26 protein-coding genes are annotated in these 22,692 nt (G+C 67.4%); 16 read left to right on the top strand and 10 right to left on the bottom strand.

Going from position 1 to position 22,692, the window contains the following annotated elements:
- The first annotated feature begins 54 nt into the window (after nt 1-54).
- The 13 genes from Q1A87_RS09780 (at nt 55) to Q1A87_RS09720 (ending at nt 11,420) form a co-directional block, all read left to right on the top strand.
- Nucleotides 55-918, top strand: coding sequence for a branched-chain amino acid aminotransferase (locus Q1A87_RS09780; RefSeq protein WP_299650445.1), 864 nt, complete (start codon nt 55-57; stop codon nt 916-918).
- Nucleotides 897-2,006 carry a hypothetical protein gene (locus Q1A87_RS09775; RefSeq protein ID WP_299650442.1) on the top strand — a complete coding sequence of 370 codons (1,110 nt, stop codon included), beginning with the start codon at nt 897-899 and terminating at the stop codon, nt 2,004-2,006. Before Q1A87_RS09780 ends, Q1A87_RS09775 begins: the two co-directional genes overlap by 22 nt.
- 71 nt (nt 2,007-2,077) lie before the next feature.
- Entirely contained in the window at nt 2,078-2,533 is a 456-nt protein-coding gene (locus Q1A87_RS09770) for a universal stress protein (RefSeq protein ID WP_299650439.1), read from the top strand.
- 313 nt (nt 2,534-2,846) lie between these two features.
- Complete coding sequence (locus tag Q1A87_RS09765; RefSeq protein WP_299650436.1) at nt 2,847-3,407, top strand: NifU family protein; 561 nt, start codon at nt 2,847-2,849, stop codon at nt 3,405-3,407.
- Entirely contained in the window at nt 3,394-4,017 is a 624-nt protein-coding gene (gene tsaB, locus Q1A87_RS09760; RefSeq protein ID WP_299650691.1) for a tRNA (adenosine(37)-N6)-threonylcarbamoyltransferase complex dimerization subunit type 1 TsaB, read from the top strand. The genes Q1A87_RS09765 and tsaB overlap by 14 nt, the downstream gene beginning before the upstream one ends.
- The gene (locus Q1A87_RS09755) at nt 4,014-4,409 is read left to right on the top strand and encodes a GNAT family N-acetyltransferase (RefSeq protein WP_299650433.1); all 396 of its coding nucleotides are present in this window, start codon (nt 4,014-4,016) and stop codon (nt 4,407-4,409) included. The genes tsaB and Q1A87_RS09755 overlap by 4 nt, the downstream gene beginning before the upstream one ends.
- A gap of 124 nt (nt 4,410-4,533) precedes the next feature.
- Nucleotides 4,534-5,529, top strand: a complete 996-nt coding sequence (locus Q1A87_RS09750) for a BMP family ABC transporter substrate-binding protein (RefSeq protein WP_299650430.1) — start codon at nt 4,534-4,536, stop codon at nt 5,527-5,529.
- A complete protein-coding gene (locus Q1A87_RS09745; RefSeq protein WP_299650427.1) occupies nt 5,529-5,894 on the top strand; it encodes a hypothetical protein in 366 nt (121 codons plus the stop codon). Before Q1A87_RS09750 ends, Q1A87_RS09745 begins: the two co-directional genes overlap by 1 nt.
- Nucleotides 5,891-7,450, top strand: a complete 1,560-nt coding sequence (locus Q1A87_RS09740) for an ABC transporter ATP-binding protein (protein WP_299650424.1) — start codon at nt 5,891-5,893, stop codon at nt 7,448-7,450. Before Q1A87_RS09745 ends, Q1A87_RS09740 begins: the two co-directional genes overlap by 4 nt.
- Nucleotides 7,447-8,631: an ABC transporter permease gene (locus Q1A87_RS09735; RefSeq protein ID WP_299650421.1), complete on the top strand. Its 1,185-nt coding sequence runs from the start codon at nt 7,447-7,449 to the stop codon at nt 8,629-8,631. Before Q1A87_RS09740 ends, Q1A87_RS09735 begins: the two co-directional genes overlap by 4 nt.
- A gap of 15 nt (nt 8,632-8,646) precedes the next feature.
- Nucleotides 8,647-9,612: an ABC transporter permease gene (locus Q1A87_RS09730; RefSeq protein ID WP_299650418.1), complete on the top strand. Its 966-nt coding sequence runs from the start codon at nt 8,647-8,649 to the stop codon at nt 9,610-9,612.
- Between the two features lie 132 nt (nt 9,613-9,744).
- A complete protein-coding gene (locus Q1A87_RS09725; protein WP_299650415.1) occupies nt 9,745-10,668 on the top strand; it encodes a sulfite exporter TauE/SafE family protein in 924 nt (307 codons plus the stop codon).
- Nucleotides 10,665-11,420 carry a TIGR02186 family protein gene (locus Q1A87_RS09720; RefSeq protein ID WP_299650412.1) on the top strand — a complete coding sequence of 252 codons (756 nt, stop codon included), beginning with the start codon at nt 10,665-10,667 and terminating at the stop codon, nt 11,418-11,420. The genes Q1A87_RS09725 and Q1A87_RS09720 overlap by 4 nt, the downstream gene beginning before the upstream one ends.
- Before the next feature lie 78 nt (nt 11,421-11,498).
- On the opposite strand, the gene Q1A87_RS09715 is transcribed toward Q1A87_RS09720, so the two are convergent.
- The 6 genes from Q1A87_RS09715 to Q1A87_RS09690 form a co-directional block, all read right to left on the bottom strand.
- The gene (locus tag Q1A87_RS09715) at nt 11,499-12,224 is read right to left on the bottom strand and encodes an SDR family oxidoreductase (RefSeq protein WP_299650409.1); all 726 of its coding nucleotides are present in this window, start codon (nt 12,222-12,224) and stop codon (nt 11,499-11,501) included.
- A complete protein-coding gene (locus Q1A87_RS09710; protein WP_299650406.1) occupies nt 12,221-13,747 on the bottom strand; it encodes an AAA family ATPase in 1,527 nt (508 codons plus the stop codon). Before Q1A87_RS09710 ends, Q1A87_RS09715 begins: the two co-directional genes overlap by 4 nt.
- A gap of 17 nt (nt 13,748-13,764) precedes the next feature.
- Nucleotides 13,765-14,382 (bottom strand): acyl-homoserine-lactone synthase, encoded by a 618-nt coding sequence (locus tag Q1A87_RS09705; protein ID WP_299650403.1) that lies wholly within the window; start codon nt 14,380-14,382, stop codon nt 13,765-13,767.
- 122 nt (nt 14,383-14,504) lie between these two features.
- The gene (locus Q1A87_RS09700; RefSeq protein WP_299650400.1) at nt 14,505-15,215 is read right to left on the bottom strand and encodes an autoinducer binding domain-containing protein; all 711 of its coding nucleotides are present in this window, start codon (nt 15,213-15,215) and stop codon (nt 14,505-14,507) included.
- Nucleotides 15,175-15,366 (bottom strand): hypothetical protein, encoded by a 192-nt coding sequence (locus Q1A87_RS09695; RefSeq protein ID WP_299650397.1) that lies wholly within the window; start codon nt 15,364-15,366, stop codon nt 15,175-15,177. The genes Q1A87_RS09700 and Q1A87_RS09695 overlap by 41 nt, the downstream gene beginning before the upstream one ends.
- A gap of 401 nt (nt 15,367-15,767) precedes the next feature.
- On the bottom strand, nt 15,768-17,180 hold the full coding sequence (locus tag Q1A87_RS09690; RefSeq protein ID WP_299650394.1) for a 1-acyl-sn-glycerol-3-phosphate acyltransferase: 1,413 nt from the start codon (nt 17,178-17,180) through the stop codon (nt 15,768-15,770).
- An 804-nt stretch (nt 17,181-17,984) separates the two neighbouring features.
- On the opposite strand from Q1A87_RS09690, the gene Q1A87_RS09685 reads away from it, so the two are divergent.
- Nucleotides 17,985-18,275: an H-NS histone family protein gene (locus Q1A87_RS09685; RefSeq protein ID WP_299650391.1), complete on the top strand. Its 291-nt coding sequence runs from the start codon at nt 17,985-17,987 to the stop codon at nt 18,273-18,275.
- Between the two features lie 68 nt (nt 18,276-18,343).
- Nucleotides 18,344-19,048 carry a purine-nucleoside phosphorylase gene (gene deoD, locus Q1A87_RS09680; protein ID WP_299650387.1) on the top strand — a complete coding sequence of 235 codons (705 nt, stop codon included), beginning with the start codon at nt 18,344-18,346 and terminating at the stop codon, nt 19,046-19,048.
- A 49-nt stretch (nt 19,049-19,097) separates the two neighbouring features.
- Here the strand turns inward: deoD and Q1A87_RS09675 are convergent, their stop codons facing one another.
- Nucleotides 19,098-20,264 (bottom strand): type III PLP-dependent enzyme, encoded by a 1,167-nt coding sequence (locus tag Q1A87_RS09675; RefSeq protein WP_299650383.1) that lies wholly within the window; start codon nt 20,262-20,264, stop codon nt 19,098-19,100.
- A 285-nt stretch (nt 20,265-20,549) separates the two neighbouring features.
- Here Q1A87_RS09675 and Q1A87_RS09670 point away from each other — a divergent pair, with 285 nt between their 5' ends.
- A complete protein-coding gene (locus Q1A87_RS09670) occupies nt 20,550-20,729 on the top strand; it encodes a hypothetical protein (protein WP_299650380.1) in 180 nt (59 codons plus the stop codon).
- Nucleotides 20,730-20,810: 81 nt separating this feature from the next.
- Here Q1A87_RS09670 and Q1A87_RS09665 read toward each other — a convergent pair whose 3' ends face one another.
- Genes Q1A87_RS09665 through Q1A87_RS09655 form a run of 3 tightly spaced genes read right to left on the bottom strand, consistent with a single transcriptional unit; the run spans nt 20,811 to nt 22,689 of the window.
- Nucleotides 20,811-21,590 (bottom strand): succinate dehydrogenase iron-sulfur subunit, encoded by a 780-nt coding sequence (locus Q1A87_RS09665; RefSeq protein ID WP_299650377.1) that lies wholly within the window; start codon nt 21,588-21,590, stop codon nt 20,811-20,813.
- 9 nt (nt 21,591-21,599) lie between these two features.
- Entirely contained in the window at nt 21,600-21,914 is a 315-nt protein-coding gene (locus Q1A87_RS09660) for a hypothetical protein (protein WP_299650374.1), read from the bottom strand.
- Nucleotides 21,904-22,689: a sulfotransferase domain-containing protein gene (locus tag Q1A87_RS09655; protein WP_299650371.1), complete on the bottom strand. Its 786-nt coding sequence runs from the start codon at nt 22,687-22,689 to the stop codon at nt 21,904-21,906. The genes Q1A87_RS09660 and Q1A87_RS09655 overlap by 11 nt, the downstream gene beginning before the upstream one ends.
- Between the last annotated feature and the right edge of the window lie 3 nt (nt 22,690-22,692).

Raw genomic sequence — 22,692 nt, 5'->3', positions numbered from 1 at the left:
GACGCCGCCCGACCCCACCCCTATCAACGCGCCGTACAGCGAGAGAGGCACGGCATGGCATTCGGCAAGCGGGTCCGCACCTGGTTCGACGGGACGTGGCACGACGGCGACGTTCCGATCATGCGGGCGGCCGACCACGGCAGCTGGCAGGGCTCGTCCGTCTTCGACGGGGCCCGCCGGTTCGAGGGACTGACCCCCGATCTCGACCGCCATTGCGCGCGGCTCAACCGCTCGGCCGAGGCGCTGATGCTCAAGCCCACCGCAAGCGTGGAACGGATGCTGGAACTGATCGCCGAGGGGCTCGAAGGGTTCGCCCCCGACGACGCGATCTACATCCGCCCGATGTACTGGGGCATCCACGGCAGCGAGCTCGGCCTCGTCCCCTCGCGGGAGGAGACGGGCTTCGCGATCTGCCTCGAGCACGTCCCGATGTACGGCGCCGACAAGACCACGACGCTGACCCGGACGCGGTTCCGCCGCCCGGTGCTCGAGGATGCGGTCTGCGACGCCAAGGCCGGCTGCCTCTATCCCAACAACGCGCGGATGCTGGCCGAGGCGCAGCAGAAGGGTTTCGGCAACGCGCTGGTCGCCGACGCGATGGGCAACGTGGCCGAGAGCGCGACCTCCAACGTGTTCATGGTCAAGGATGGCGAGGTCTTCACGCCGATCGCGAACGGCACCTTCCTGTCGGGCATCACCCGGGCGCGGCACATCGCCAACCTCGCCGCAGACGGGCAGCGGGTGCACGAGACGGTGCTGACCTTCGAGGATTTCCGCGATGCCGACGAAGTGTTCCTGTCGGGCAACCTCACCAAGGTCACGCCCGTGACGGCCTTCGACGACCGCTCCTACCAGGTCGGCCCGGTGACGCGTCGGGTGCGGGAGATGTACTGGGATTGGGCGCGCTCGGCCGCCTGATCCTGCGCGTCCTCCGGGCGCTGCCGCTGGGGCTGTCGCTCGCGGCGACGCTCTGGATGCTCTCCGCCAACCCCTTCGCCGCGCCCTTCGTGGAGCGGGGCCAGACCGAACTCGCGCTGACGCTGGAACGCGAGGTACGGCGCACGGCCACGGCGGAATGGATCGCCGCCGCGCTGGACGCGGCCGTCGCCGATGCGGACGCCGACCGTGCCGCGATGTTGATCGAACTGGCGCAGGATCTCGGCCGGCCGGTGGACGTGACGGCGGCGGAGGCGATGATCGCGGCGCGCTCCGGCTGGCTCGCCAGTGCGGGGGACTGCGCCGCCTGCATGGCCGATGCCACCACCTGCCCCACGCTCGCGCAGCTCGGCGCCTGCGCGGTGCCCTTCGAGCTCTCGCCGTTGGGCGACGCGAACGCGCTGCGCCGTGCCGGGCAGGCTTGGATGACGGGGGAGGACGTGGACGAGCTCGACGCGGGCTTGGCGCTGCTCGGACTCGGCGCGACGGGGGCGATGGTGCTCTCCGGCGGCTCCTCGGTCACGGTGAAGGCCGGGGCGGGGCTTCTCCGGCTCGCGCGCCGCATCGGCAGCCTGACGCCGGAACTGGCGCGCACGCTGCGGGTGCCGATCCGATGGGGCGTCGTGCCGGATTTCCTGCGCGGCACGGCCCGGCTCGCGGACGTGACCGATACGGCGGCGCTCGCGCGGGTCTCCGGCGTGGCGGCCGATATGGGCCGGGTGCGCGACGCGACCTCCACGGCGGAGGCGCTGCGTCTGGCGCGCCTCGTGGACACGCCGGAGGACGCGTCCCGCCTCGCCCGCGTGGCGGAGGCGGCAGGGCCGCGCGCGACGCGCAGCTTCGAGGTGCTGGGCAAGGGCCGGGTGTTCCGCGCGACGATCCGGCTCGGCCGACTGGCGGCAGGCGCGCTCGTGCTCCTGTGGCTCACGCTTTTGCAGGCCGGCATCGTGCTGGCGAGCTGGGCAGGTCGGGCGCTGTGGCGGGCGGTGCTGCCGGCCCCCGTCCCGGCCCGCCGCACGCGGCTGCGAACCCCGCGCCTCGGCCCGGCGGGCCCGCGTCCGCGGCGATAGCGCCGCGCAGGTGGACAGGCGCGGCCCGGACGGGCAATGCTGTCCCGCGTTCAAAGACCCGCGAGGAGACGATGCGCAAATTCCTGGTCGTGCTCGACGACACCCGCGAATGCCTCAACGCCATGCGCTTCGCCGCGCTCCGGGCTGAGCATACCGGCGGCGGCATCGAGGTGCTGGCCGTAATTCCGCCCGAGGATTTTAACCACTGGATCGGCGTCGGCGACATCATGCGGGAAGAATCGCGCGAGCGGATCGTGGCGCATTTCGAGGTCTTCGCGAAGTGGATGCGCGACCGCCATGGGCTGGAGCCGCATCTGGTGATCCGCGAGGGCGAGCCGGTGACGGAGATCCTCGCGCAGGTCACCGAAGACACCGAGATCGGCGTGCTCGTGCTGGGTGCGAGCGCGGAGGGCAAGGACCCGGGTCCGCTGGTGACGCAACTGACGCGGAGCGCGGGCGATTTGCCGGTGCCGGTGACGATCGTACCGGGCAACCTGACGCGGGAGCAGCTCGAGGGGATCGCCTGACGGCCATTTCCCCGCGGGGAAATAACCGTTTATTCATAAATGTTTAGGAAACGTTTCGCTGGTTAATGAAAGATTCTCTTAACCAATGCCATTCGTTGGCACAGACGCACGGATCGAAGCAATTCGGCTTGGATCCGTGCGAGAGGCGTGTGCAACCTGCGCTGTCCGTTCGCGCCGGGCATCGGCCGGGTCTCATTCGGGATGGGCAGCCGGGCGGGACAACCGACACCTGCCGCGCACTTTAGAACCGTTCCAACTTCTTGACAGGGGCCGGCCCCGGGCGCACATAGAGCGCCTGACCCGGAGGCGACACATGTTCATCCAGACCGAGACCACGCCGAACCCCGCGACGCTCAAGTTCCTGCCCGGCCAGGCCGTGCTCGAGCAGGGCACCGCGGATTTTCCCGATGCGGAGGCCGGCGCTCCCTCGCCGCTCGCCCGCCGGATCTTCGCCGTCGACGGCGTGACCGGGGTGTTCCTCGGCAACGACTTCGTGACCGTCACCAAGAACGAGGGCACCGCATGGGACCATGCGAAGCCCGCGATCCTCGGCGCCATCATGGAGCATTACCAGTCCGGCGAGCCGGTCATGGAGGGCGCGACCGAGGCCGCGCACGGGACCGCGCATGACGAGGCCGACAGCGCCATCGTCGGGCAGATCACCGAGCTTCTCGACACCCGCGTCCGTCCGGCCGTCGCGCAGGACGGCGGCGACATCACCTTCCACGGCTTCGAGCGCGGCGTTGTCTATCTCCGGATGCAGGGTGCCTGCGCCGGCTGCCCCTCCTCCACGATGACGCTGAAGATGGGGATCGAGAACCTGCTTCGGCACTACATTCCCGAAGTGACCGAGGTCCGCCCTGTCGGCATCTGATCGCCTCGTCCTCGGGTTCGACACGTCGGCCGCGCATTGCGCGGCCGCTCTCGTCTCGGGCGACCGGATCCTCGCCGCGCGCTGCGAGGCGATGCGAAAGGGCCAGGCGGAGCGGCTGATGCCGATGCTGGCGGAAGTGCTGGCGGAGGCCGGCACCGGCTGGCGCGACCTCGCCGCGCTCGGGATCGGCACGGGGCCCGGCAACTTCACCGGGACGCGGATCGCGGTCGCCGCCGGACGGGGCCTGGCGCTGGGACTGGGCATTCCGGCGGAGGGCGTGAGCGTGTCGGACGCCTATGCCGACGGACGCGACGTGATCGTCTGCCTGCCCGCCCCGCGCGACATGGTGCATCTGGCCCATGCGGGCGAGATCGTGACGACCGAGAATACCATCCCGCCCGGCTGGACCGCGCCGCTGACCGGCCCGGCGGCGGCGGCGCTCGGCGCAATGACGGGACACGCCGTCGTGGCGGCGCCGGATCTCGCCACCGCCATTGCACGGATCGCCGCCCGCCGCGCGGGTCCGGGACGGCCGCGGCCCGCGCCGTTCTACCTGCGCCCGGCCGACGCGGCCCCGCCCGCCGACGCGCCGCCCGCGATCCTGCCGTGACGCCGGCGGAGATGGCGGCGCTGCACGCGTCCGCCTTCGACGGCGCCGCCCGCTGGTCGGAGGCCGCCTTCGCCGCGACGCTCTCGGCCCCCGAGACCATCGTCGTCACAAGCCCGGCCGGGTTCGCCATCGGGCGGGTGACGCTGGACGAGGCGGAGCTCCTGACGCTCGTGGTGGCACCGGAGCATCGGCGGCGGGGAGAGGGGCGCGCCCTGGTCTCCGCCTTTGCGGCGACGGCGCGCGACCGGGGCGCGGGGACGGGGTTCCTCGAAGTCGCGGCCGACAACGCCGCGGCGCGTGCGCTCTACGCGCGGACCGGCTGGCGAGAGGCCGGTCGGCGCCGTGGCTATTACGGCGGCACGGACGCCCTGATCCTCGTCACGTCCTTCTGACGAGGGGTCATATCCCCGACAGGGCGGTTGACCTTCCCGCCCCCCTGCGGCCTTATCCGGTCCATCAATCGCGGCGCGAGGGGTTCGGGACGGGCCGACGCGCGCCCTTCGACGGGAGTGACACATGACCATCTTCAAGACCCTGATGGGGGCCTCGGCGGCGCTCGCCCTGGGCGCCGGGGCGGCGCTGGCCGATCCGGGGCTGATCATCGATCTCGGCGGCAAGTTCGACAAGAGCTTCAACGAATCCGCCTTCAACGGCGCGCAGCGCTGGGTCGAGGAGACCGGTGGCGAATACTACGAGACCGAGCTCGCCAACGAGGCGCAGCGCGAGCAGACGATGCGCCGCATGGCCGAGCGCGGCGCGAACCCGGTCGTGGTGCTGGGCTTCGCCAACGCTTCCACGCTGGATGCGGTCGCGCCCGACTATCCCGACACCGATTTCGTCATCGTCGACAGCGTCGTCGAGCAGCCGAACGTGAAGTCCATCGTCTTCTCCGAGCACGAGGGCAGCTACCTCGTGGGCATGATGGCCGCGATGGCCTCCGAGACGGGCACGGTCAGCTTCATCGGCGGGATGGACGTGCCGCTGATCTCCAAGTTCGCCTGCGGCTACGCGCAGGGCGCGAAGGCGGTGAGCCCGGACATCGACGTGATCGTCAACATGACGGGCACCACGCCGACCGCGTGGAACGACCCGGTGAAGGGTGCCGAGCTGACCCGCTCGCAGATCAGCCAGGGCTCCGACGTGGTCTACGCGGCGGCCGGCGGCACCGGGATCGGCGTGCTGCAGGCGGCGGCGGATGCCGACATCCTGTCGATCGGCGTGGACAGCAACCAGAACTACCTGCATCCGGGCGAAGTGCTGACCTCCATGGTCAAGCGGGTCGACAACGCGGTCTACGACGCCTTCACGGCGGGCGAGGCCGGCGAGCTGGAGACCGGGGTCGAGGTGCTGGGCCTCGAGAACGAGGGCGTGGGCGTCGCGGTGGACGAGAACAACCAGGAGCTCGTGACCGAGGAGATGACGGCGGCCATCGACGAGGCGAAGGCGCAGATCGCCTCCGGCGAGGTCGAAGTGCACGACTACCTCTCCGACAATAACTGCCCGGCCTACTGATGGCGGAGGCGGGCAATCCCGGCGAGACGCTGCTGACGCTTCTCTCGGCCTGGAACGAGGCCGACGCGGAGGCCCGCGCGGCGATCCTGGACGAGGCCCTCGCGGCCTCGTTCACCTACGCGGACCCGCACGCGCCGGCCCCGATCACGGACGTCGAGGGGATTGCGGCCTATCTCAAGATATTCCGCGACAACCTGCCCGACGCTGTCCTGCTGCCGGTCGGCACGCCGCAGGTGACGCATGGCACGGCGATGGTGCGGGCGCGGATCGACCGGTCGGGCGAGCCCTTCGCGCGGCTCGTCTATGTCGGCACGCTGGGCGAAGGCGGGCTCGCGCATGTCGCGGGGTTCGTGGAGAGCGAATGAGCCGGGCCGCCCCGCGCGACGAGGGCGATGCCGCCCTGGCCATCGAGCTTCGCGGCATCTCCAAGTCCTTCGGGCCGGTCCAGGCCAACCGCGACATCTCCATCGAGGTGCGCCGCGGCACGATCCACGGCATCATCGGTGAGAACGGCGCGGGCAAGTCGACGTTGATGTCGATCCTCTACGGCTTCTACCGGGCCGATGCGGGCGAGATCCTGATCGGCGGGCGGCGCACGGAGATCCCCGACAGCCAGGCCGCGATCGACGCGGGCATCGGCATGGTGTTCCAGCACTTCAAGCTGGTCGAGAACTTCACCGTGCTGGAGAACGTCATCCTCGGGGCAGAGGACGGGCGCCTCCTGAAGCCGTCGCTCGCCAAGGCGCGGCGGCTCCTGAAGCAGCTTGCCGACGATTACGAGATGGACGTCGATCCCGAAGCGGTGATCGAGGAACTGGGCGTGGGCCAGCAGCAGCGGGTCGAGATCCTGAAGGCGCTCTACCGCGAGGCGGACATCCTGATCCTCGACGAGCCGACGGGCGTGCTGACGCCGGCGGAGGCGGATCACCTGTTCCGCATCCTGCGCGGGCTTCGCGACGAGGGGAAGACGATCATCCTCATCACCCACAAGCTGCGCGAGATCATGGAGATCACCGACTCCGTCTCGGTCATGCGGCGCGGCGAGATGACGGCGACGGTGCCGACCGCCGAGACCTCGCCCGAGGAACTGGCCGAGCTGATGGTCGGACGCAAGGTGCTGCTGCGCGTCGACAAGGCGCCGGCGCGGCCGGGCGACGTGGTTCTGGAGGTGCGCGACCTGCGCGTCGTGGACGAGCAGAAGGTCGAGCGCCTCCGCGGGATCGACCTGACGATCCGGGCGGGCGAGATCCTCGGCATTGCCGGCGTGTCGGGCAACGGGCAGTCCGAGCTTCTGGAGGTGCTGGGCGGCTACGCGAACGGCACCGGCTCCATCCGCATGAACGGACAGGAAATCGACCTGACCGGCACGGCGAGCGACGCGCGGACGCGGCGCGCCCGCGGCATCGCCCACGTGCCCGAGGACCGCCAGCGCGAGGGGCTGGTGATGGATTACCGCGCCTGGGAGAACGTGGCCTTCGGCTACCATTCCGATCCGCGCTTCAGCTCCGGCCTGTTCATGGATCACGCGGCCATGCGCGCCGATTGCGACGACAAGATGCGCCGCTTCGACGTGCGACCGCCGGACCCGACGCTCGCCGCCAAGAACTTCTCGGGCGGCAACCAGCAGAAGATCGTTTTGGCCCGCGAGATCGAGCGGAACCCCGACCTCCTCCTCATCGGCCAGCCGACGCGGGGCGTGGATATCGGCGCGATCGAGTTCATCCACGAGCAGATCGTCGCCCTGCGCGACCAGGGCAAGGCGATCCTCCTCGTCTCGGTGGAACTCGACGAGATCATGGCGCTCTCGGACCGGATCGCGGTGATGTTCGACGGCCGCATCATGGGCGAGCGCCTGCCCGGGGAGACCGACCAGCGGGAGCTCGGCCTCCTGATGGCGGGCATGGCGGGTGCGGCGGCATGAACGACGCGCTGCCGAAATGGGCCGACATCGCGCTGATCCCGCTCCTCAACCTGACGCTCGCGCTGATCGTGTCGGGCCTCGTCGTGGGCTTCATCGGCGAGGACCCGTTCGAGGTTCTGTCGTTGCTGATCGAGGGAGCCGTGGGGTCGGCGGACGGGTGGAGCTACACGCTCTACTACGCGACGAACTTCATCTTCACGGGCCTCGGCGTCGCGGTCGCCTTCCACGCGCGGCTCTTCAACATCGGCGGCGAGGGGCAGGCGATGCTGGGCGGGCTCGGCGTCGCGCTCGCGCTCCTCTACGTGCCGTGGCCGCACTGGTCGCTGGCGCTGCTGGCGGCGATGACGGGGGCGGCTCTGTTCGGGGCGGCCTGGGCGGCGATCCCGGCCTGGTTGCAGGCCCGGCGGGGCAGCCACATCGTCATCACGACGATCATGTTCAACTTCATCGCCTCGGCGCTGATGGTCTATCTGCTCTCCCGTGTCCTGCTGGTGCCCGGCGCCGGCGGCTCGCCCGAGACGGCACGGTTCGCGGCGGCGACCAACCTGCCGGCGATCGGCGACCTCTACGCGCTCATGGGCTGGGGTTGCGTCGAGCGGCCGATCGCGTCGGTCTGCCGCGCCCCGCTCAACATCGCCTTCCTGCTGGCGCTCCTGGCCGGATTCGCCGTCTGGGCGCTGCTCTGGCGGACGCGGCTCGGCTACGAGATCCGTGCCTTCGGCCATTCCGAGCCGGCCGCGCTCTACGCGGGCATCTCCCCCACGAAGATCATCATGGTGGCGATGCTGATCTCGGGCGGGCTTTGCGGGCTGATGGCGATCAACGCGGTGATGGGCGAGGCCGAGCGTCTGGTGATCGACCCGGTGCAGGGGGCGGGCTTCGTCGGCATCGCGGTGGCGCTGATGGGCCGGTCGCATCCGATCGGCATCTGCCTCGCCGCGCTTCTCTTCGGGATGCTCTACCAGGGCGGGGGCTACGTGGAGTTCGATATCCCCGCCATCTCCCGCGAGATGATCCTGGTGATCCAGGCGCTCGTCATCCTGTTCACCGGCGCGCTCGACAACATGGTGCGGGCACCGATGGAGGCGCTGTTCCTGAATCGCCGCCGCCCGGAGCCCGCCCTGCCGACAAGCGCGACGCGTTCGGATGGCGATCCGAAGGAGCGGAAGGTGGAACCGTGACGGGGGCGGGCTGACATGGATTTCCTGGGCCTTCTCCAGATACTCGACTCGACGCTGCGGCTGGCGACGCCGCTGCTCTTCGCCTGCCTTGCCGGGCTGTTCAGCGAGCGGGCGGGGATCTTCGACATCGGGCTGGAGGGCAAGATGCTGGCCTCCGCCTTCCTGTCGGCCGCGGCGGCGAGCTACACCGGCAACGTCTGGCTCGGCTGCCTCGCGGGGATCGGCGCGTCGCTGATGCTGGCGGCGATCCACGGGGTCGCCTCGATCACGTTCCGCGGCAACCAGCTCATCTCGGGCGTGGCGATCAACTTCCTCGCCTCGGGCCTGACCGTTGTGGTGGGCGAGGCGTGGTTCGGGCTCGGCGGACGCACGCCGCAGCTTATGGGCGCGGCGCGGTTCCAGGAGATCGACCTGCCCTTCGCGCGCGAGATCGCCGACGTGCCGCTGCTCGGCCCGATCTACGCGAACCTTCTGTCGGGCCATTCGGCGCTCGTCTATATCGGGCTCCTCTGCGTGCCGCTCACCTGGTGGGTGCTCTACCGCACGCGGTTCGGCCTCCGCCTGCGCGCCGTGGGCGAGAACCCGGCGGCCGTGGACACGGCTGGCGTGTCGGTCGTGGGACTGCGCTACGCGGCGGTGATGATCTGCGGCCTGCTGACGGGCCTCGCCGGCGCCTATCTCGCCACCGCGCTCTCGGCCGGCTTCGTCAAGGAAATGTCGGCGGGGCGCGGCTTCATCGCGCTGGCCGCGCTGATCTTCGCGAAGTGGCGGCCGTGGTACGCGCTCGGCGCGACGCTGCTGTTCGGCCTGCTCGAGGCGCTCGGCAACCGGTTCCAGACGATCGAGGTCTTCGACATCACGGTGCCGACGCAGTTCATGCAGGCCCTGCCCTACATCCTGACCGTGGTGATCCTCGCGGGCTTCGTCGGCCGGGCCATCCCGCCCCGGGCCGGCGGCGAGCCTTACATAAAGGAACGTTAGGGCCAGGCGCATGGCGACGATGGCGCCAGCGCGCGCCTGCCTTGGCCCGCACGGGACTCGTGATCGGGCCGGGGTTTGACAGACTTCGCGCAAGGCCGTTTAGAGGATATACCCGCCCCGCGAGGTGCCTTGGTGCAGATCTACCTCCCGATCGCCGAAGTCTCGGTCAATGCCTTTCTCATCCTCGGGCTGGGCGGGCTGGTCGGCATCCTGTCGGGGATGTTCGGGGTCGGCGGCGGGTTCCTTCTGACGCCGCTGCTGTTCATGATCGGCATCCCGCCCGCCGTGGCCGTGGCGACCGGAACGAACCAGATCGTCGCTTCCAGCATCTCCGGCGTCCTGGCCCATTTCCGGCGGCGGACGGTCGACCTGCGGATGGGCACGGTGCTGCTGATCGGCGGCCTTCTGGGCGCGGCGATCGGGGTGCAGGTCTTCTCCGTCCTGCGCGATCTGGGTCAGGTCGATCTGCTGGTGAACCTCTGCTACGTCCTGTTCCTCGCGGTGATCGGCGGGCTGATGTTCGTCGAGAGCCTGAACGCCATCCGCCGCGCCCGCGCGGCTGGACCGGCCGCCCGGACCGTGCGGCGGCAGCGCAACTGGATCCACGCGCTGCCCTTCAAGATGAAGTTCCGCGCGAGCGGCCTCTATATCAGCGTCATCCCGCCCCTTGCCGTCGGCCTGCTCGTCGGCGTGCTCGCGGCGATCATGGGGGTGGGCGGCGGCTTCATCATGGTGCCGGCGATGATCTACCTGCTCGGCATGCCGACAAAGGTCGTCATCGGCACGTCTTTGTTCCAGATCATCTTCGTCACCGCCTTCACCACGCTGCTCCACGCGATGACCAACTACACGGTGGACATGGTGCTGGCCGTCCTCCTGCTCGTCGGCGGCGTGATCGGGGCGCAGTTCGGCACACGGATCGGGACGCGGCTGAAGGCCGAGCAGCTCCGCATCCTGCTGGCGACGATGGTCCTCCTCATGTGCGGCAAGCTGGCGCTCGACCTGCTCCTCGAGCCGTCGGAGCTCTACTCGATCGGCGTGGGAGGACCGGGATGATCCGGGCGATCCTGCTCCTCCTTTCGATCGCGCTGCCAGCGCGAGCGGAGGAGATCGTGGCCGATCTGAGCCAGGACCGCGTGTCGATCTCCACCAGTTTCGACGGCTCGGAGATCCTTATCTTCGGCGCGATCCGGCGCGATGCGCCGCGCAACTTCGACACCAAGATGGCGATCCTCATCACCGTGGCGGGGCCGCGGGAGGACGTGGCCGTCCGGCGCAAGGATCGCGTCATGGGGATCTGGGTGAACGCGGACAGCGTCGAAATGGAGGGCGTGCCCAGCTTCTACGCCGTCGCGTCGAGCCGGCCGATCGCGGAGGCGTTGAGCCCGGAGGAGGATCTGCGCTGGCGGATCACGACGCGACGCGCGTTGTCGGCACCGGGGGGGGCGCGGATGGCGCGGAAGGACCCGGACTTCCTGAACGCGCTGGTCCGGGTCAACACGGATGCCGGAGCCTACACGACGTCGGAGGATGCGGTCGATCTGCGCGAAGGGACGCTGTTCTCGACCAAGATCGCCCTGCCCGCCGCGCTGACCGAGGGCAACTACACCACGCGCATCTACCTGACGCAGGACGGCCGCGTCACGGACAGCTACGCGACCGCGCTCTACGTCCAGAAAGTCGGGCTGGAGCGATGGCTCTACGTTCTCGCGCACGAACAGCCGCTGATCTACGGCTGTCTGTCGCTCTTCATCGCGGTGGCGGCCGGCTGGGGCGCATCCGCGATCTTCCGATACACGCGGCTTTGAGGAACTCGATGGACTGGCTCGTTATCCGCGAGCGGTCAGGGCGCGGAGACGCCGCGGTCCAGGCAACGAGTTCCGCCACTAGCCGCGCCCGACATAGGGCATCGCGTTCGCCATGATCGTCATGGTCAGGACGTTCGTGTCCGGTGGCAGGTCGGCCATGTGGAGGACGGCCCTTGCGGCATCCTCCACCGCCATCATCGGCACGCCGTCCCCGCCACTGGCGCGCTGCGCCGCGTCGAGTTCCTCGAGAAGCGGCGTGCGGGCGTTGCCGATGTCGATCTGTCCGCAGGCGATGCCGAGCGAGCGGCCGTCGAGCGCGAGTTGCCGCGTGAGCCCTGTGATCGCGTGTTTGGTGACGGTGTAGCTGACCGCGCCCTCGCGCGGGACATGGGCGCTGATCGAGCCGTTGTTGACGATCCGCCCGCCGCCCTGCCCTCGCATGACCCGGTACGCGGCCCGGGCCATCAGGAACATGCCCGTCAGGTTGATGGAGACGGCCCGGGACCAGTCCTCGACCGAGGTCTCGTCGATATGGGCGGCGGGGATGAAGATGCCGGCATTGTTGAACAGGACGTCGAGCCGACCGGCCGCCGCGACGAAGCGGTCGACCACGGCATCGACGTCTTCCGGAACGGAGACGTCCCCCGGCAGGACATGCGCCGCCGGATGGTCGCCCGCCACCTCGCGCAGCGCCCTCTCGCGCCGCGCCATCAGGCCGACGGTCCAGCCGGCCTCGAGGAACAGGCGTGCCGTCGCGGCGCCGATGCCGGAGGACGCCCCGGTGACGAGGATGGTTCGGGTCATTCGGGGGAGTCCTCCTCCAGGGCGAGCGGCACGCGGACGGGCTTCAGGTCCGACGTGTCGAGCGCGGCGCGGGGCTTGGCCAGCGCGTAACGCCGCACCCAGATCACCCGATTCACCGCGCGCGTGATCGCGACATAGGCGAGCCGCTTCCAGAGTTGCTGTCCCGCCTCCACCCGTCCCGCGCGGCTGGCGGCATAGAGGTCGGGCGCGAAAACCTGCACCGCGTCCCATTGCGAGCCCTGCGCCTTGTGGATCGTGACCGCCGCGCCGTGCAGGAAGGCGGCCCCCATCCGGGCGGCGAAGGGCAGGAACGGCTCGTCCTCGTCCGGGTGCTCGATCTTGACGATGGAACTGACACTGATCTCCGGATCGGGAGCGCCGACGACGTGGAGCTTGGAAAAGCCCGGCTTCCGTCCGGGCCCGAGATAGACGACCTGCGCGCCCTTGATGAGGCCTCGCGCCTCGAGGTCGATCCGGCGCTTGCGATGCTTGAGCGGCAATTCGAGCCCGTCGCAGATCAACGGCTCGCCCGGCAGGAGCTGCGTATCGTCGGCGCCGTAGGCGCTGCGGAAGGCCCGGATCATGCGGATGCGGGTGGCGTTTCGCCAGACGAGGACAGGGGAGCGGGCCATCAGGTCGCTGTCCACGCGGGCGGCGACCTGCACGCGGTCGTCGCGCGCGGCCGCATCCTCGACCATTCGCTCGAAGGCCTCGAATTCGAGATCGGGATCGCCGAGTGCATGGGCCAAGTCGAGAATCGGACTGTCGGCGGCCTGCCGGTGGACGCGCTCGAGATGAAGCAGGATGTCGCCCTCGAACCGATCGAACACCATCCGGCCGGACTGGTTCACGGGCGCGAGCTGCGCGGGATCGCCGAACAGGACGAGAGTTGGGAAGATTTCGCGCAGATCCTCGTATTGCTTGTCGTCGAGCATCGAGGATTCGTCGACGAAGCCGATGTCGAGAGGCGAATCCCGCCGCTTCCATCCGGTGATGAAGTCCGACCCGCGCAGCCCCGCCGCGGCGAGTGCGCCGGGAACGGAGGACGTCTCCTCGTAGACGCGTTTCGCGCGGTCCAGCGCTTCCTCGCTGAGGCCCTCCACCGTCGGACGGTCGGCGTCGCCCGCAAGCCATTCGGCGAGGCGCTCGTATTCCGGATCGTAGACAGGGGTGTAGAGAATGCGATGGATGGTCGTGGCCGGCACGCCACGGTTCCGCAGGACGCTCGCCGCCTTGTTGGTCGGGGCGAGCACGGCGAGGCTGCGCCGGTCCTTCCGCTTGCGTTCGTAATCGCCGGAGACGAGGTCGAGGCCCGCCTCCCGCAGCGTCCGGACGAGTTCGGCGAGGAGGAGCGTCTTGCCCGACCCGGCCTTGCCGGTCACGGCGATCACCCGGCTCTCCTCGTCCGGACGCTTGCCGGCGGTCCCGTCCTCGATCAAGACGCCGCTGTCGGAGAGGAGGCCGGCGATGCGGTCCCAGGCATGGGCCTGGTCGGGAGAGAGCGAAGGGGCGACGTGGTTCACCGCCCCCTTCTATAGGGTCAGGCGTGAACGGGAAGGGGCAGGTTCACGAGCGCGTCCTCGAAGATGCCCCGCAGCGTGCGCGCCTCGATCCCGGTCTCGGTGCAGAGCTTGTCGTGCACGTCCTCCGAGAAGGTCCAGAGCCCGGCGGCGATGCCGTCGGCATGGCCGAGAAGCTCCGGGCTCCATCCGAGGCGGCGGTAGACCCGCAACATCGGCCGGTCGAAGATGCCCACCGCCTGGCGGACGCCGATCGCGAGCCCGACCTCGGAAGCGGCGAGAAGGAGCATCTGCGCGACGTTGCCCGTGGCGTTGGGCGAAAGGCAGAAGCGGGTGCATTCCCAGACCGCCGAGCTGCGGATCGGAATGCCGGCGACGAGATGCGGGAAGATCTCGGCCAGCATCGTCCGGCCGGTCGTCGGCAGGAACCGCATCGAGCCGGCATGATGGCCGTCTTTGTCCGCCACCACGACGTAAAGCGGATCGAGGACGTCGTACTGATCGGTTTCCCAGCCCATCGCGTCCACGGTGACGTCCCAGCCCATGCGATCGCGGAACTGCGTCGCCCGATCGCGAAACATCTCCGTGGCCAGTTCGGCGTGGGATTCCAGCTGCGAGCCGTAAAAGAAGTGAATCATTTCAGAGTCTCCAGTTTGTCTACAACCGGGAGACTCTGAGCGAGCGGATTTACGAATTGTTAACGAAACGCGGAAATCGACGGCCCATGCGTCAGATTGCGTCAGTTTTACTTACATTTCTCTCAAAGGCAAATCAGTCCTCGGGACAGGGCGTTCGCGACGGCGTGCGTCGTGTTGACGGCACCGAGCTTGAAGCGCGCGCTTTCAATGTAGACGCGCAGCGTGTGCTCGGAGATCTTCAGCTTCTCCGCCGCCTTGGCGCGAGACATCCCCGCCGCCAGGAGCGTCAGGGCATCCGTCTCCCTGGGCGAAAGGGAGGCGTTCGGATAGCTCCCGTCGCCGTCGAGAAGCAGCGCTCTCTCGTTGAAGTAATGGGCGGCCAGCAGGAGATCGTGGAGGTTCTGGCGCGTGAAGCGGTTCCAGCTTTCGTCCCCTATCCGATGATTGACCGTGAAGAGCGCGAACTGTCCCGCGGGCCCGCGGACCGGAAGGCTGAACCCCTGATTGCCGAGACCGTGTGCGAGGCCTTCGGAAAGCACCTGCCTCGCGGCACGACCGGACCAGTCGAGCCGCTTCCAGTCGATGGGCGTGAACCCGCGAAAGCACGCCAGGACCACCGGGTCCACATTCTGGAAGTTCTGGTCGATATAGGTTCTGACCCAGGCGTCGTCGTAGGTGAGCGCCGCCCATTGCTCACCACCCGACTTGACGGAATGATAGACGAGATGCTCGACCTCGTAGACGTCGCGCAGGTCGGCGATCGCCTCGCGCAGGTCGGCGAGTCGTGTGGCCTCATCCAGCCGCTCGAGCAAACTTTCGAGTTTGCGTGCCATCCGTCCCCGCATACATTGCGGGCGTTTGCGCAATTTCGATCGCGGCAACCATGATCGCTTCGTCCAACTGATCGGCCAGACACGGCATGGCGTTCGTCTGTGCGAAACTACGAAGATCGCCCAACACGTCGATGATCCATTCCTTTGACATCCGACTTTCCTTTCGAGAGGGTTAACGGAGCGTTAAAGGCACAGTAGAACGCACGGTCGAAGGCTCGATATTCGCGGTTTATCCATCCCCCAAATTGGCGAGGGACACTTCCGTAGGCGGTTGAACTTTCAAGCAACAGAACGGAGAGAGAACAAAGCCTCGCCGGATCGGGGGAAACCAAAACAGCGAATCAGGCACGAAGCGCCTTGGGAACGTTGCGCCCCTTCCCGCCGACAAGACCCGGTTCTCGACGTTCGCTCGAAACATGGGCCGGCCTTCGACTGGCCGGTTCGGCGCGCAGGCTGTCCTGTCGGTAAATACAGAGAAGGCGAATTTGCGGGCATCGATCGAACCGACGGTCGGCATGACAACCCGCCTCCTGTAAATATTTGACCGTCACATCAGCTTCGGATGCTGCCCCAGGTGTCTTTGGTGGATCCTTCGTTCGACGCCGCACCCCCATGGCTGCGGGGCAGCGTCCGGGCGTAGAATCCCAAGATCGGTTCGAGATCCGAGGTCACAGAAATTCGATCTCCGTGCAGGGCGACGACGTTGCGGACCTCCAGCATGCGCAGGGCGATGAGCGTGGCCTGTCGTGCGTCGCGCGCCTCCGCATGGACGATATGGCCTGCGTCCTGCAACGCGGTCGCTCGCTTTGATAGTCGCTCGGCAATTGTCGCGACGTCGCGTGCGCCGCCGACCAGCGCTTCGCATACCAGAGCCATGGGAAGGACTGGCAGCACCTCCTCGATCCGTCGCATCAACGCCGCCCCGAGATCCGCCGCCGGATCATCGTGGCCGGACCAGAGGAAGCGGTGAAGCGACATCGGACGGCCGAAGACGACGGCAGCGTAGCCGAACCTGGTGAACCGGCCGGTGACGCGAAGCTGCAGGTGCCGTCCAAGATAACGGGCCACCATCCACCACCGGAGCCGGAACGGATTCACGGCGCCGGCCTGAGCGGCGATCAACCCTCGATCCTCGAGCACGCGTTCGTAGTTGACGGCAACCGGAACGAGGACGACGTCACGCGTCGCCCCCGCGGCGTGATCGGCGATGATGTAGCTGAGAAGGCCAAGCTTGGGAGCGTGCAGCGATCCGTCCCGGCTGAGCCGCCCCTCCGGGAAGATCGCCTGCGTGACGCCGTTCTCCGTGGCGATCTGTACGTAGCGCGCGAGGACCTTTCGATAAAGCGGGTTCAGGTCGCGCCGCCGGACGAAATAGCCCCCCATTGCCCGGATCAGCGAGCCGAGGGGCCAGCGCCGGGCCCACTCGCCGACGGCATAGGCCAGCGCGGCGCGGCGCGCTACGAGCCAAGTGACGAGCACGTAGTCCATGTTCGAGCGGTGGTTCAGGACGAACACGATCGTGGCCTGCGGATCGATCCCCTCCATCGCCTCCGCCTCGCCCGAGACCCTGATGCGATAGAGGCTCCGCGAGAGCCATTGCGCCAGTCGCGTCGCGACGCCGAAATAAAGGAGCGCGGAGAAGCCCGGCACGATCTCCCGCGCGTAACGCCGCGCGGTCTCGAACGCGACCTGCTCCGGGACGCCCTTCTCTCTGGCATGGTCGAGAATGGCCCGCGCGACGTCCGGGTCATGGATGACCCGGTTCACAGTATCCATCCGGTGCGCCAGCTTGAACGGCTCGATCGGCTGGACGAGCCGCGCATTCAGTCGGGCAACGAGACGTTCGGCCCAACGACGGAAGAACCAGCGGACGGACGGAAACAGGAAATGCGACGCAAACGTCACCGCAGCGAACCCGACGAGCAGCAGAAGCGCCCAGAGAGGAACCTCGACGGTTCGGAACATGCCGGGATTGTGCCGCCTTCCCGGGAAGGCGTCCACAAGGTTTCAAGCGAAAATCGCTTTCGCATCCCAAATGCGTCCGCAGCATTCACTCCGCTCGGCGGAATGGCGCCTTGCGCCCGGCACTGTCTCGCTCCGGGATTGTCATCTGAGATTCATTGAAATGAGCTCCGCTGCCGTTTCGCCACCGGAAGGCTCTGGAAGCGCGTGTGGATGAATTGCGTGGTTGCGTTTATGCGGGGCATAGTAATTCGGAACAGCCGGTTTGGCGCCTGTTCTGTCATTTCCAAGCCGGCATCCCTCTATTGGCCAAGTTACAATCGACTAGCCATCGAACGTATCCCTTGACCCCCGTATGGTGTCTCTCAAGGAACGCGCAGGACCGGGTTGTTCATGCAAAATCCCGAACCGCGACGCCCAGCTTTCGTGCCTGTCGCGACGAAACTGTTCCTGAGCCGTCTTTCCGGCATCGAATGACGTCAGGCACGACGGTAAGCAGGCATCGCATCGGCCTCAACATCAGCCTTAAGAGATGGCGCATTAGTGGATGGCCCGACCCAGATTGGAACAGGGTAGAAGAACCTGACCTGTAGCTCCACCCGATCTGCGCGGGGCACTATAGGAAAAATACGACAGCGCGTTGGTTCATGCTCGAGATGACTCGAATTGATCCGATCACGCGTCGACTCCTCCCGCGGGCCGTTCGCAGCAATTGGCCGCCGATTATATTTGCCTTGAAACGGCGTAGGGCCCGATCTAATTCCGAGTAATGATGAATAAGGTGGGACCGTGATGGATCTAGATAAAATGAGCAAGGACGAGTTGCTGGACTTGCAAAAGAAGGTAAATGCCGCCGTCAAAAGCTACGATGAGCGTCAGCGTAAGGAAGCGCACGCGAAGCTGGAAAGTCTTGCAAAGGAGATGGGCTTCAACCTTTCCGATTTCACCGGCACGAAGAAGGCGAAAGCGTCCGGGGCCGCGCCGAAATACGTGCATCCGGAAAATCCGGGGAAGACGTGGTCCGGTCGCGGCCGTCAACCGCAATGGTTCAAGGATGCCTTGGCTAGCGGCAAGACGGAATCCGATCTGGCCATCTAGATTCCGGACCGGAATGGACCGACAAGGGATGCGCCAGTCGCATCCCTTTTTCGTTTCCGGAGGTCTTGATGACACCCCATATCCGCGCCGGCTCCGGCGACATCGCCGAGACCGTCCTGCTTCCCGGCGATCCGCTCCGAGCGAAATGGGCAGCGGAGACGTATCTCGACGACCCCGTACTCGTGAACGACGTCCGCGGCATGCTGGGCTTCACCGGAACCTGGCGGGGAAACCGCGTCACGATCCACGGGACCGGCATGGGAATGCCGAGCCTGTCGATCTACGCCAACGAGCTCATCACGTCGTACGAAGCGAAGACGCTGATCCGGATCGGGTCCTGCGGCGCGATGCAGGAAGACATCGCGATCCGGGACGTCATTCTCGCGATGTCGGCGACGTCCATCTCGACACCGTCGCGGGGCATTCTGCGGGATATGAACTTCGCACCCTGCGCCGATTACGGCCTGCTGTCGGCTGCGCATGCGGCCGCGCAGTCCAAGGGGTCGAGGACGCATGTCGGCGGAATCTATTCTTCCGACGTCTTCTACGACGAACGTCCGGATTTGAACGAAAGCATGACGCGCCACGGCATCCTCGCGGTCGAGATGGAAGCGGCCGAGCTCTACATCCTCGCCGCCCGGCATCGGTGCCGCGCCCTGGCCGTCCTGACCGTCAGCGACCATTTGCTGACCCGCGAGGCCCTGCCGGCATCGGATCGGCAATCCTCGTTCGGCGACATGGTCGAGATCGCGCTCGAAGCAGCCTTCGCATGAAGTCGCCCTCCGGCCGGGCCGGAGGACGCCTCGGCGGTCGCGCGACCCGTCAGATCACCACGCAGTCGAGCGGCGGGAACCCGTTAAATCCGACCGAAGAGTAGGTCGAGGTGTAGGCGCCGCAGCTGCGGATCACGACCTTGTCGCCCGTCTGAAGGGTCAGGGGAAGCTGCACGGGGCGCTTCTCGTAGAGCACGTCGGCGCTGTCGCAGGAGGGACCGGCCAGGACGCAGGGCCCGGTCGCGTCCCCGTCGCGCGGCGTGGCGATCTGGTAGCGGATCGCCTCGCCCTCGGTCTCGGCAAGGCCGGAAAAGCGGCCGATGTCGAGATAGACCCAGCGGTGCAGGTCGTCGTCCGACTTGCGCGACACCAGCAGGACCTCGGCCGCGATCGCGCCGCATTCCGCGACGAGGCCGCGTCCCGGCTCGGCCATGATCTCCGGCACGTCGCCGAAGCGTTCGGCGATCAACCCCATGACGGCCGCGGCGTAGGTCGTCGGATCCTGAATGTCCTCGCCGTAGAAGGCCGGGAAGCCGCCGCCGATATTGAGAAGCTGCAGGTCGAACCCCGCCCCGACGGCGCGATGCCAGATCGCCGCGACCTGATCGAGCGTCCCCGTCCACATCCGCGCCTCGCGCGTCTGGGACCCGACATGGAACGACAGGCCGTGCGGGACGAGCCCGAGGTCGCGCGCCAGCCCCAGCAGCGACAGCACCTTGTCGGCGGCGCAGCCGAACTTGCGGCTGAGCGGCCAGTCGGCTTCGGAATTATCGACGATCACGCGAACGTAGACGTACGCGCCGGGGGCGTTCTCGGCGATCTTGAGGAGCTCCGCCTCGGCATCCACCGCGAAGAGGGTGATCCCGGCATGATGGGCGAAGCGGATATCGGCCGCCTTCTTGATCGTGTTGCCGAAGGAAACATGCGCGGGGTCGGCGCCCTGCCCCAGCACGAGCTCGATCTCGCCGCGGGAGGCCGCGTCGAAGCCGGAGCCGAGACGAACCAGCCGCTCGACGATCGCGGCATGCGGGTTCGCCTTGACGGCATAGTGTATGTGCGCACGGCCCAGACCGGCACGCAGCGCGCGGAACTGCCGTTCGACGGCTTCGACGTCGATCACCAGCGTCGGGTGGGCAAAATCACGGGAGTGGATGTAGGATTCGACACGGGTGGGCGCGACGACGATCGGACGGCCGAAGCCGGTTACTGCGTTCATGGGTCATCTCCGTTCAGACCCGGCCATTCCGGAACGCCCCGATCGGGGGTCCGGCCAAGACCGCTCAGTTCCAAGGGAGACGTTACCGTCGCTACGTAACCGTGCGTAATGCCGTGCCAGAGGCGCGTGCGTTGGCGTCTGTAGCGCGCAATTGGGGCCAAATCCGATTCAGGTCAAGACACTAAATCCGGCAAAATTGCGCTATCCCGCATGTGCGGGTGTTGACGTCGGAACATTGCCGGTCACAGATTTGTTAACGACCGAATGGAAACGATGGAGAACCCAATGACCACGCCCCTCAAACTGCTGACCGCCCTGCCGATCGTTGCGCTCATGGCCGGTTGCGTCCCGGCGAACGACCCGGTGAACACGATCTCCGAGATCGAGGCGACCACCGACAGCGATATCGACGGCGACGGCACCATTCCGCAGGGCGGGGTCGAGGTCGCAGCCGACGGCGATTGACCCTGCGCTAGGTTCGACGAAAGCCCCGCCCTCATCGGCGGGGCTTTTTTCATGCCTACCCGTTTTGCAGAAGCCGCTCGTTCAGAGCTGACGTTCGACCATCATCTTCTTGATGTTCTGGATCGCCCGCGCCGGGTTCAGGCCCTTGGGGCATGTCTTGGCGCAATTCATGATCGTGTGGCAGCGATAGAGTTTGAACGGATCCTCGAGATCGTCGAGCCGTTCCCCGGTCGCCTCGTCCCGCGAATCGACGATCCATCGATAGGCGTGCAGGAGCGCGGCCGGCCCGAGGTAACGGTCGCCGTTCCACCAATAGGACGGGCAAGCCGTCGAGCACGACGCGCACATGATGCATTCGTAGAGTCCGTCGAGCTTCTCACGGTCGGCGATGGACTGGCGCCACTCCTTTGCCGGCGTGTTCGACTTCGTCTCGAGCCACGGCATGACGCTGGCATGCTGCGCATAGAAATGCGTGAGGTCGGGGATCAGGTCCTTGATCACCGGCATGTGCGGCAGCGGATAGATCTTCACGTCGCCCTTCACCTCGTCGATGCCCCAGGTGCAGGCGAGCGTGTTCACCCCGTCGATATTCATCGCGCAGGAGCCGCAGATGCCTTCCCGGCAGGAACGTCGGAAGGTCAGCGTCGGGTCGATCTCGTTCTTGATCTTGATTAGCGCGTCCAGGATCATCGGTCCGCAGGTGTCGAGGTCGACCCAGTAGGTGTCGAGCCGCGGGTTTTTCCCGTCGTCCGGGTTCCAGCGGTAGATCTGGAACTTGCGAAGGTTGTTCGCGCCCTCGGGCTTCGGCCAGGTCTTGCCCACGACGATCTTCGAGTTCTTCGGCAGGGTGAATTGGACCATGACAGCCTCCTAAAGGGTGTTCAGCAGCACCGGCAGACCGTCGGTCGCAAGGCACTGGATGGTGGCGGGTCGCTGCGCGACGTCAAGGACGATCCGCTTGGCGCTTTCGGGCGCCGATCGAGCCGAGGTCGCGAGCGTTATGATCTCGGGCGCGGTGGCATTGTCGATGATGCAGTTCGTCGCGGGCATGAGGGGAATGCCCGGGAACCGCGCCGCGAGCACCGGCTCCACGGCACGCCTCGCCGCACTGCGCGCGACCTCGTCCGCCACCGGCGTGTTGCAGGCGCACAGAAGCGAGGCAAGGAGGATCACGTTACGCGGCATCGGCCAATCTCTCCGCCCAACGCGTCGGGTGCGTTTCGTAGCCGAGCGCGACGAGCGCGTCGCCATAGCGCGCCGCGTAGTCGCGGGCAATGTCCACGGGAAGCTGTGTCTTCCATTGCGTGGCGGCTCCGTCGGCAACATGCGACCTGACCCGAGACCGACGCGTTTCGGGCCGGGCGAGGCCGCCCTGCAGCGAATGTTCCCAGAACGCGCGAAGCCCCCGTTCGACCTCCGGCTCCGGCATTCCCAGATCCCGCAGATGCTCGCGAAAGACGTCCTGACCGCTCGGCCCGACGAGCGCCTCGTAGCGCGCCTCGATCGTGTTCGGGCCCGGTGTCCAGCCCGTCATCTCCGCCAGGGTCTCGGCGTGCCGGCCCGTCATCTCGAAGCGCAGGCGGGCGGCATCATCGGGCAGCGCGCGGAGATGCGATTGATAGCTGCGCCCCCCGAGATCGTCCCGCGGCGCGTGCAGGAATCCCTCCTCCGTCGCATCGGTGTCGCGGTGGTAGCGCATCCCCGAGAGAAGCACGTCCCGCGGGTCGCGAACGACATGCAGGACACGCGCGTCCGGCCGGAACCGCAGCCAGGCGGGGAAGGCGGAGGACCACTGGGCCAGGAACACGCGATGCGCCACCGGCACGACGTCCGGCGCGCTGTTCGGGTGGACCTGCCGGAACGCGACGCCGATCGCCTCGGCGAGCTGTCGGAAGACGGCGCGCATCCAGAGCGTGCCCGTCTTGTGATGCGTGCCGATGCCGTAGATGCGGGGGGCCACCAA

The sequence above is a fragment of the uncultured Jannaschia sp. genome, assembly GCF_947494055.1.
Classification (GTDB): domain Bacteria; phylum Pseudomonadota; class Alphaproteobacteria; order Rhodobacterales; family Rhodobacteraceae; genus Jannaschia.
Note: the sequence above shows the minus strand (reverse complement) of the source record. Positions and strands in the feature narration are given on the sequence as shown.

Bases quoted from the DNA above. Each gene is read 5' to 3' on its own strand.
- Q1A87_RS09780 (WP_299650445.1), top strand. From the start codon at position 55: ATGGCATTCGGCAAGCGGGTCCGCACCTGGTTCGACGGGACGTGGCAC.
- Q1A87_RS09770 (WP_299650439.1), top strand. From the start codon at position 2,078: ATGCGCAAATTCCTGGTCGTGCTCGACGACACCCGCGAATGCCTCAAC.
- Q1A87_RS09765 (WP_299650436.1), top strand. From the start codon at position 2,847: ATGTTCATCCAGACCGAGACCACGCCGAACCCCGCGACGCTCAAGTTC.
- Q1A87_RS09750 (WP_299650430.1), top strand. From the start codon at position 4,534: ATGACCATCTTCAAGACCCTGATGGGGGCCTCGGCGGCGCTCGCCCTG.
- Q1A87_RS09745 (WP_299650427.1), top strand. From the start codon at position 5,529: ATGGCGGAGGCGGGCAATCCCGGCGAGACGCTGCTGACGCTTCTCTCG.
- Q1A87_RS09740 (WP_299650424.1), top strand. From the start codon at position 5,891: ATGAGCCGGGCCGCCCCGCGCGACGAGGGCGATGCCGCCCTGGCCATC.
- Q1A87_RS09735 (WP_299650421.1), top strand. From the start codon at position 7,447: ATGAACGACGCGCTGCCGAAATGGGCCGACATCGCGCTGATCCCGCTC.
- Q1A87_RS09730 (WP_299650418.1), top strand. From the start codon at position 8,647: ATGGATTTCCTGGGCCTTCTCCAGATACTCGACTCGACGCTGCGGCTG.
- Q1A87_RS09720 (WP_299650412.1), top strand. From the start codon at position 10,665: ATGATCCGGGCGATCCTGCTCCTCCTTTCGATCGCGCTGCCAGCGCGA.
- Q1A87_RS09715 (WP_299650409.1), bottom strand. From the start codon at position 12,224: ATGACCCGAACCATCCTCGTCACCGGGGCGTCCTCCGGCATCGGCGCC.
- Q1A87_RS09705 (WP_299650403.1), bottom strand. From the start codon at position 14,382: ATGATTCACTTCTTTTACGGCTCGCAGCTGGAATCCCACGCCGAACTG.
- Q1A87_RS09700 (WP_299650400.1), bottom strand. From the start codon at position 15,215: ATGGCACGCAAACTCGAAAGTTTGCTCGAGCGGCTGGATGAGGCCACA.
- Q1A87_RS09695 (WP_299650397.1), bottom strand. From the start codon at position 15,366: ATGTCAAAGGAATGGATCATCGACGTGTTGGGCGATCTTCGTAGTTTC.
- Q1A87_RS09690 (WP_299650394.1), bottom strand. From the start codon at position 17,180: ATGTTCCGAACCGTCGAGGTTCCTCTCTGGGCGCTTCTGCTGCTCGTC.
- Q1A87_RS09685 (WP_299650391.1), top strand. From the start codon at position 17,985: ATGAGCAAGGACGAGTTGCTGGACTTGCAAAAGAAGGTAAATGCCGCC.
- deoD (WP_299650387.1), top strand. From the start codon at position 18,344: ATGACACCCCATATCCGCGCCGGCTCCGGCGACATCGCCGAGACCGTC.
- Q1A87_RS09675 (WP_299650383.1), bottom strand. From the start codon at position 20,264: ATGAACGCAGTAACCGGCTTCGGCCGTCCGATCGTCGTCGCGCCCACC.
- Q1A87_RS09670 (WP_299650380.1), top strand. From the start codon at position 20,550: ATGACCACGCCCCTCAAACTGCTGACCGCCCTGCCGATCGTTGCGCTC.
- Q1A87_RS09665 (WP_299650377.1), bottom strand. From the start codon at position 21,590: ATGGTCCAATTCACCCTGCCGAAGAACTCGAAGATCGTCGTGGGCAAG.
- Q1A87_RS09660 (WP_299650374.1), bottom strand. From the start codon at position 21,914: ATGCCGCGTAACGTGATCCTCCTTGCCTCGCTTCTGTGCGCCTGCAAC.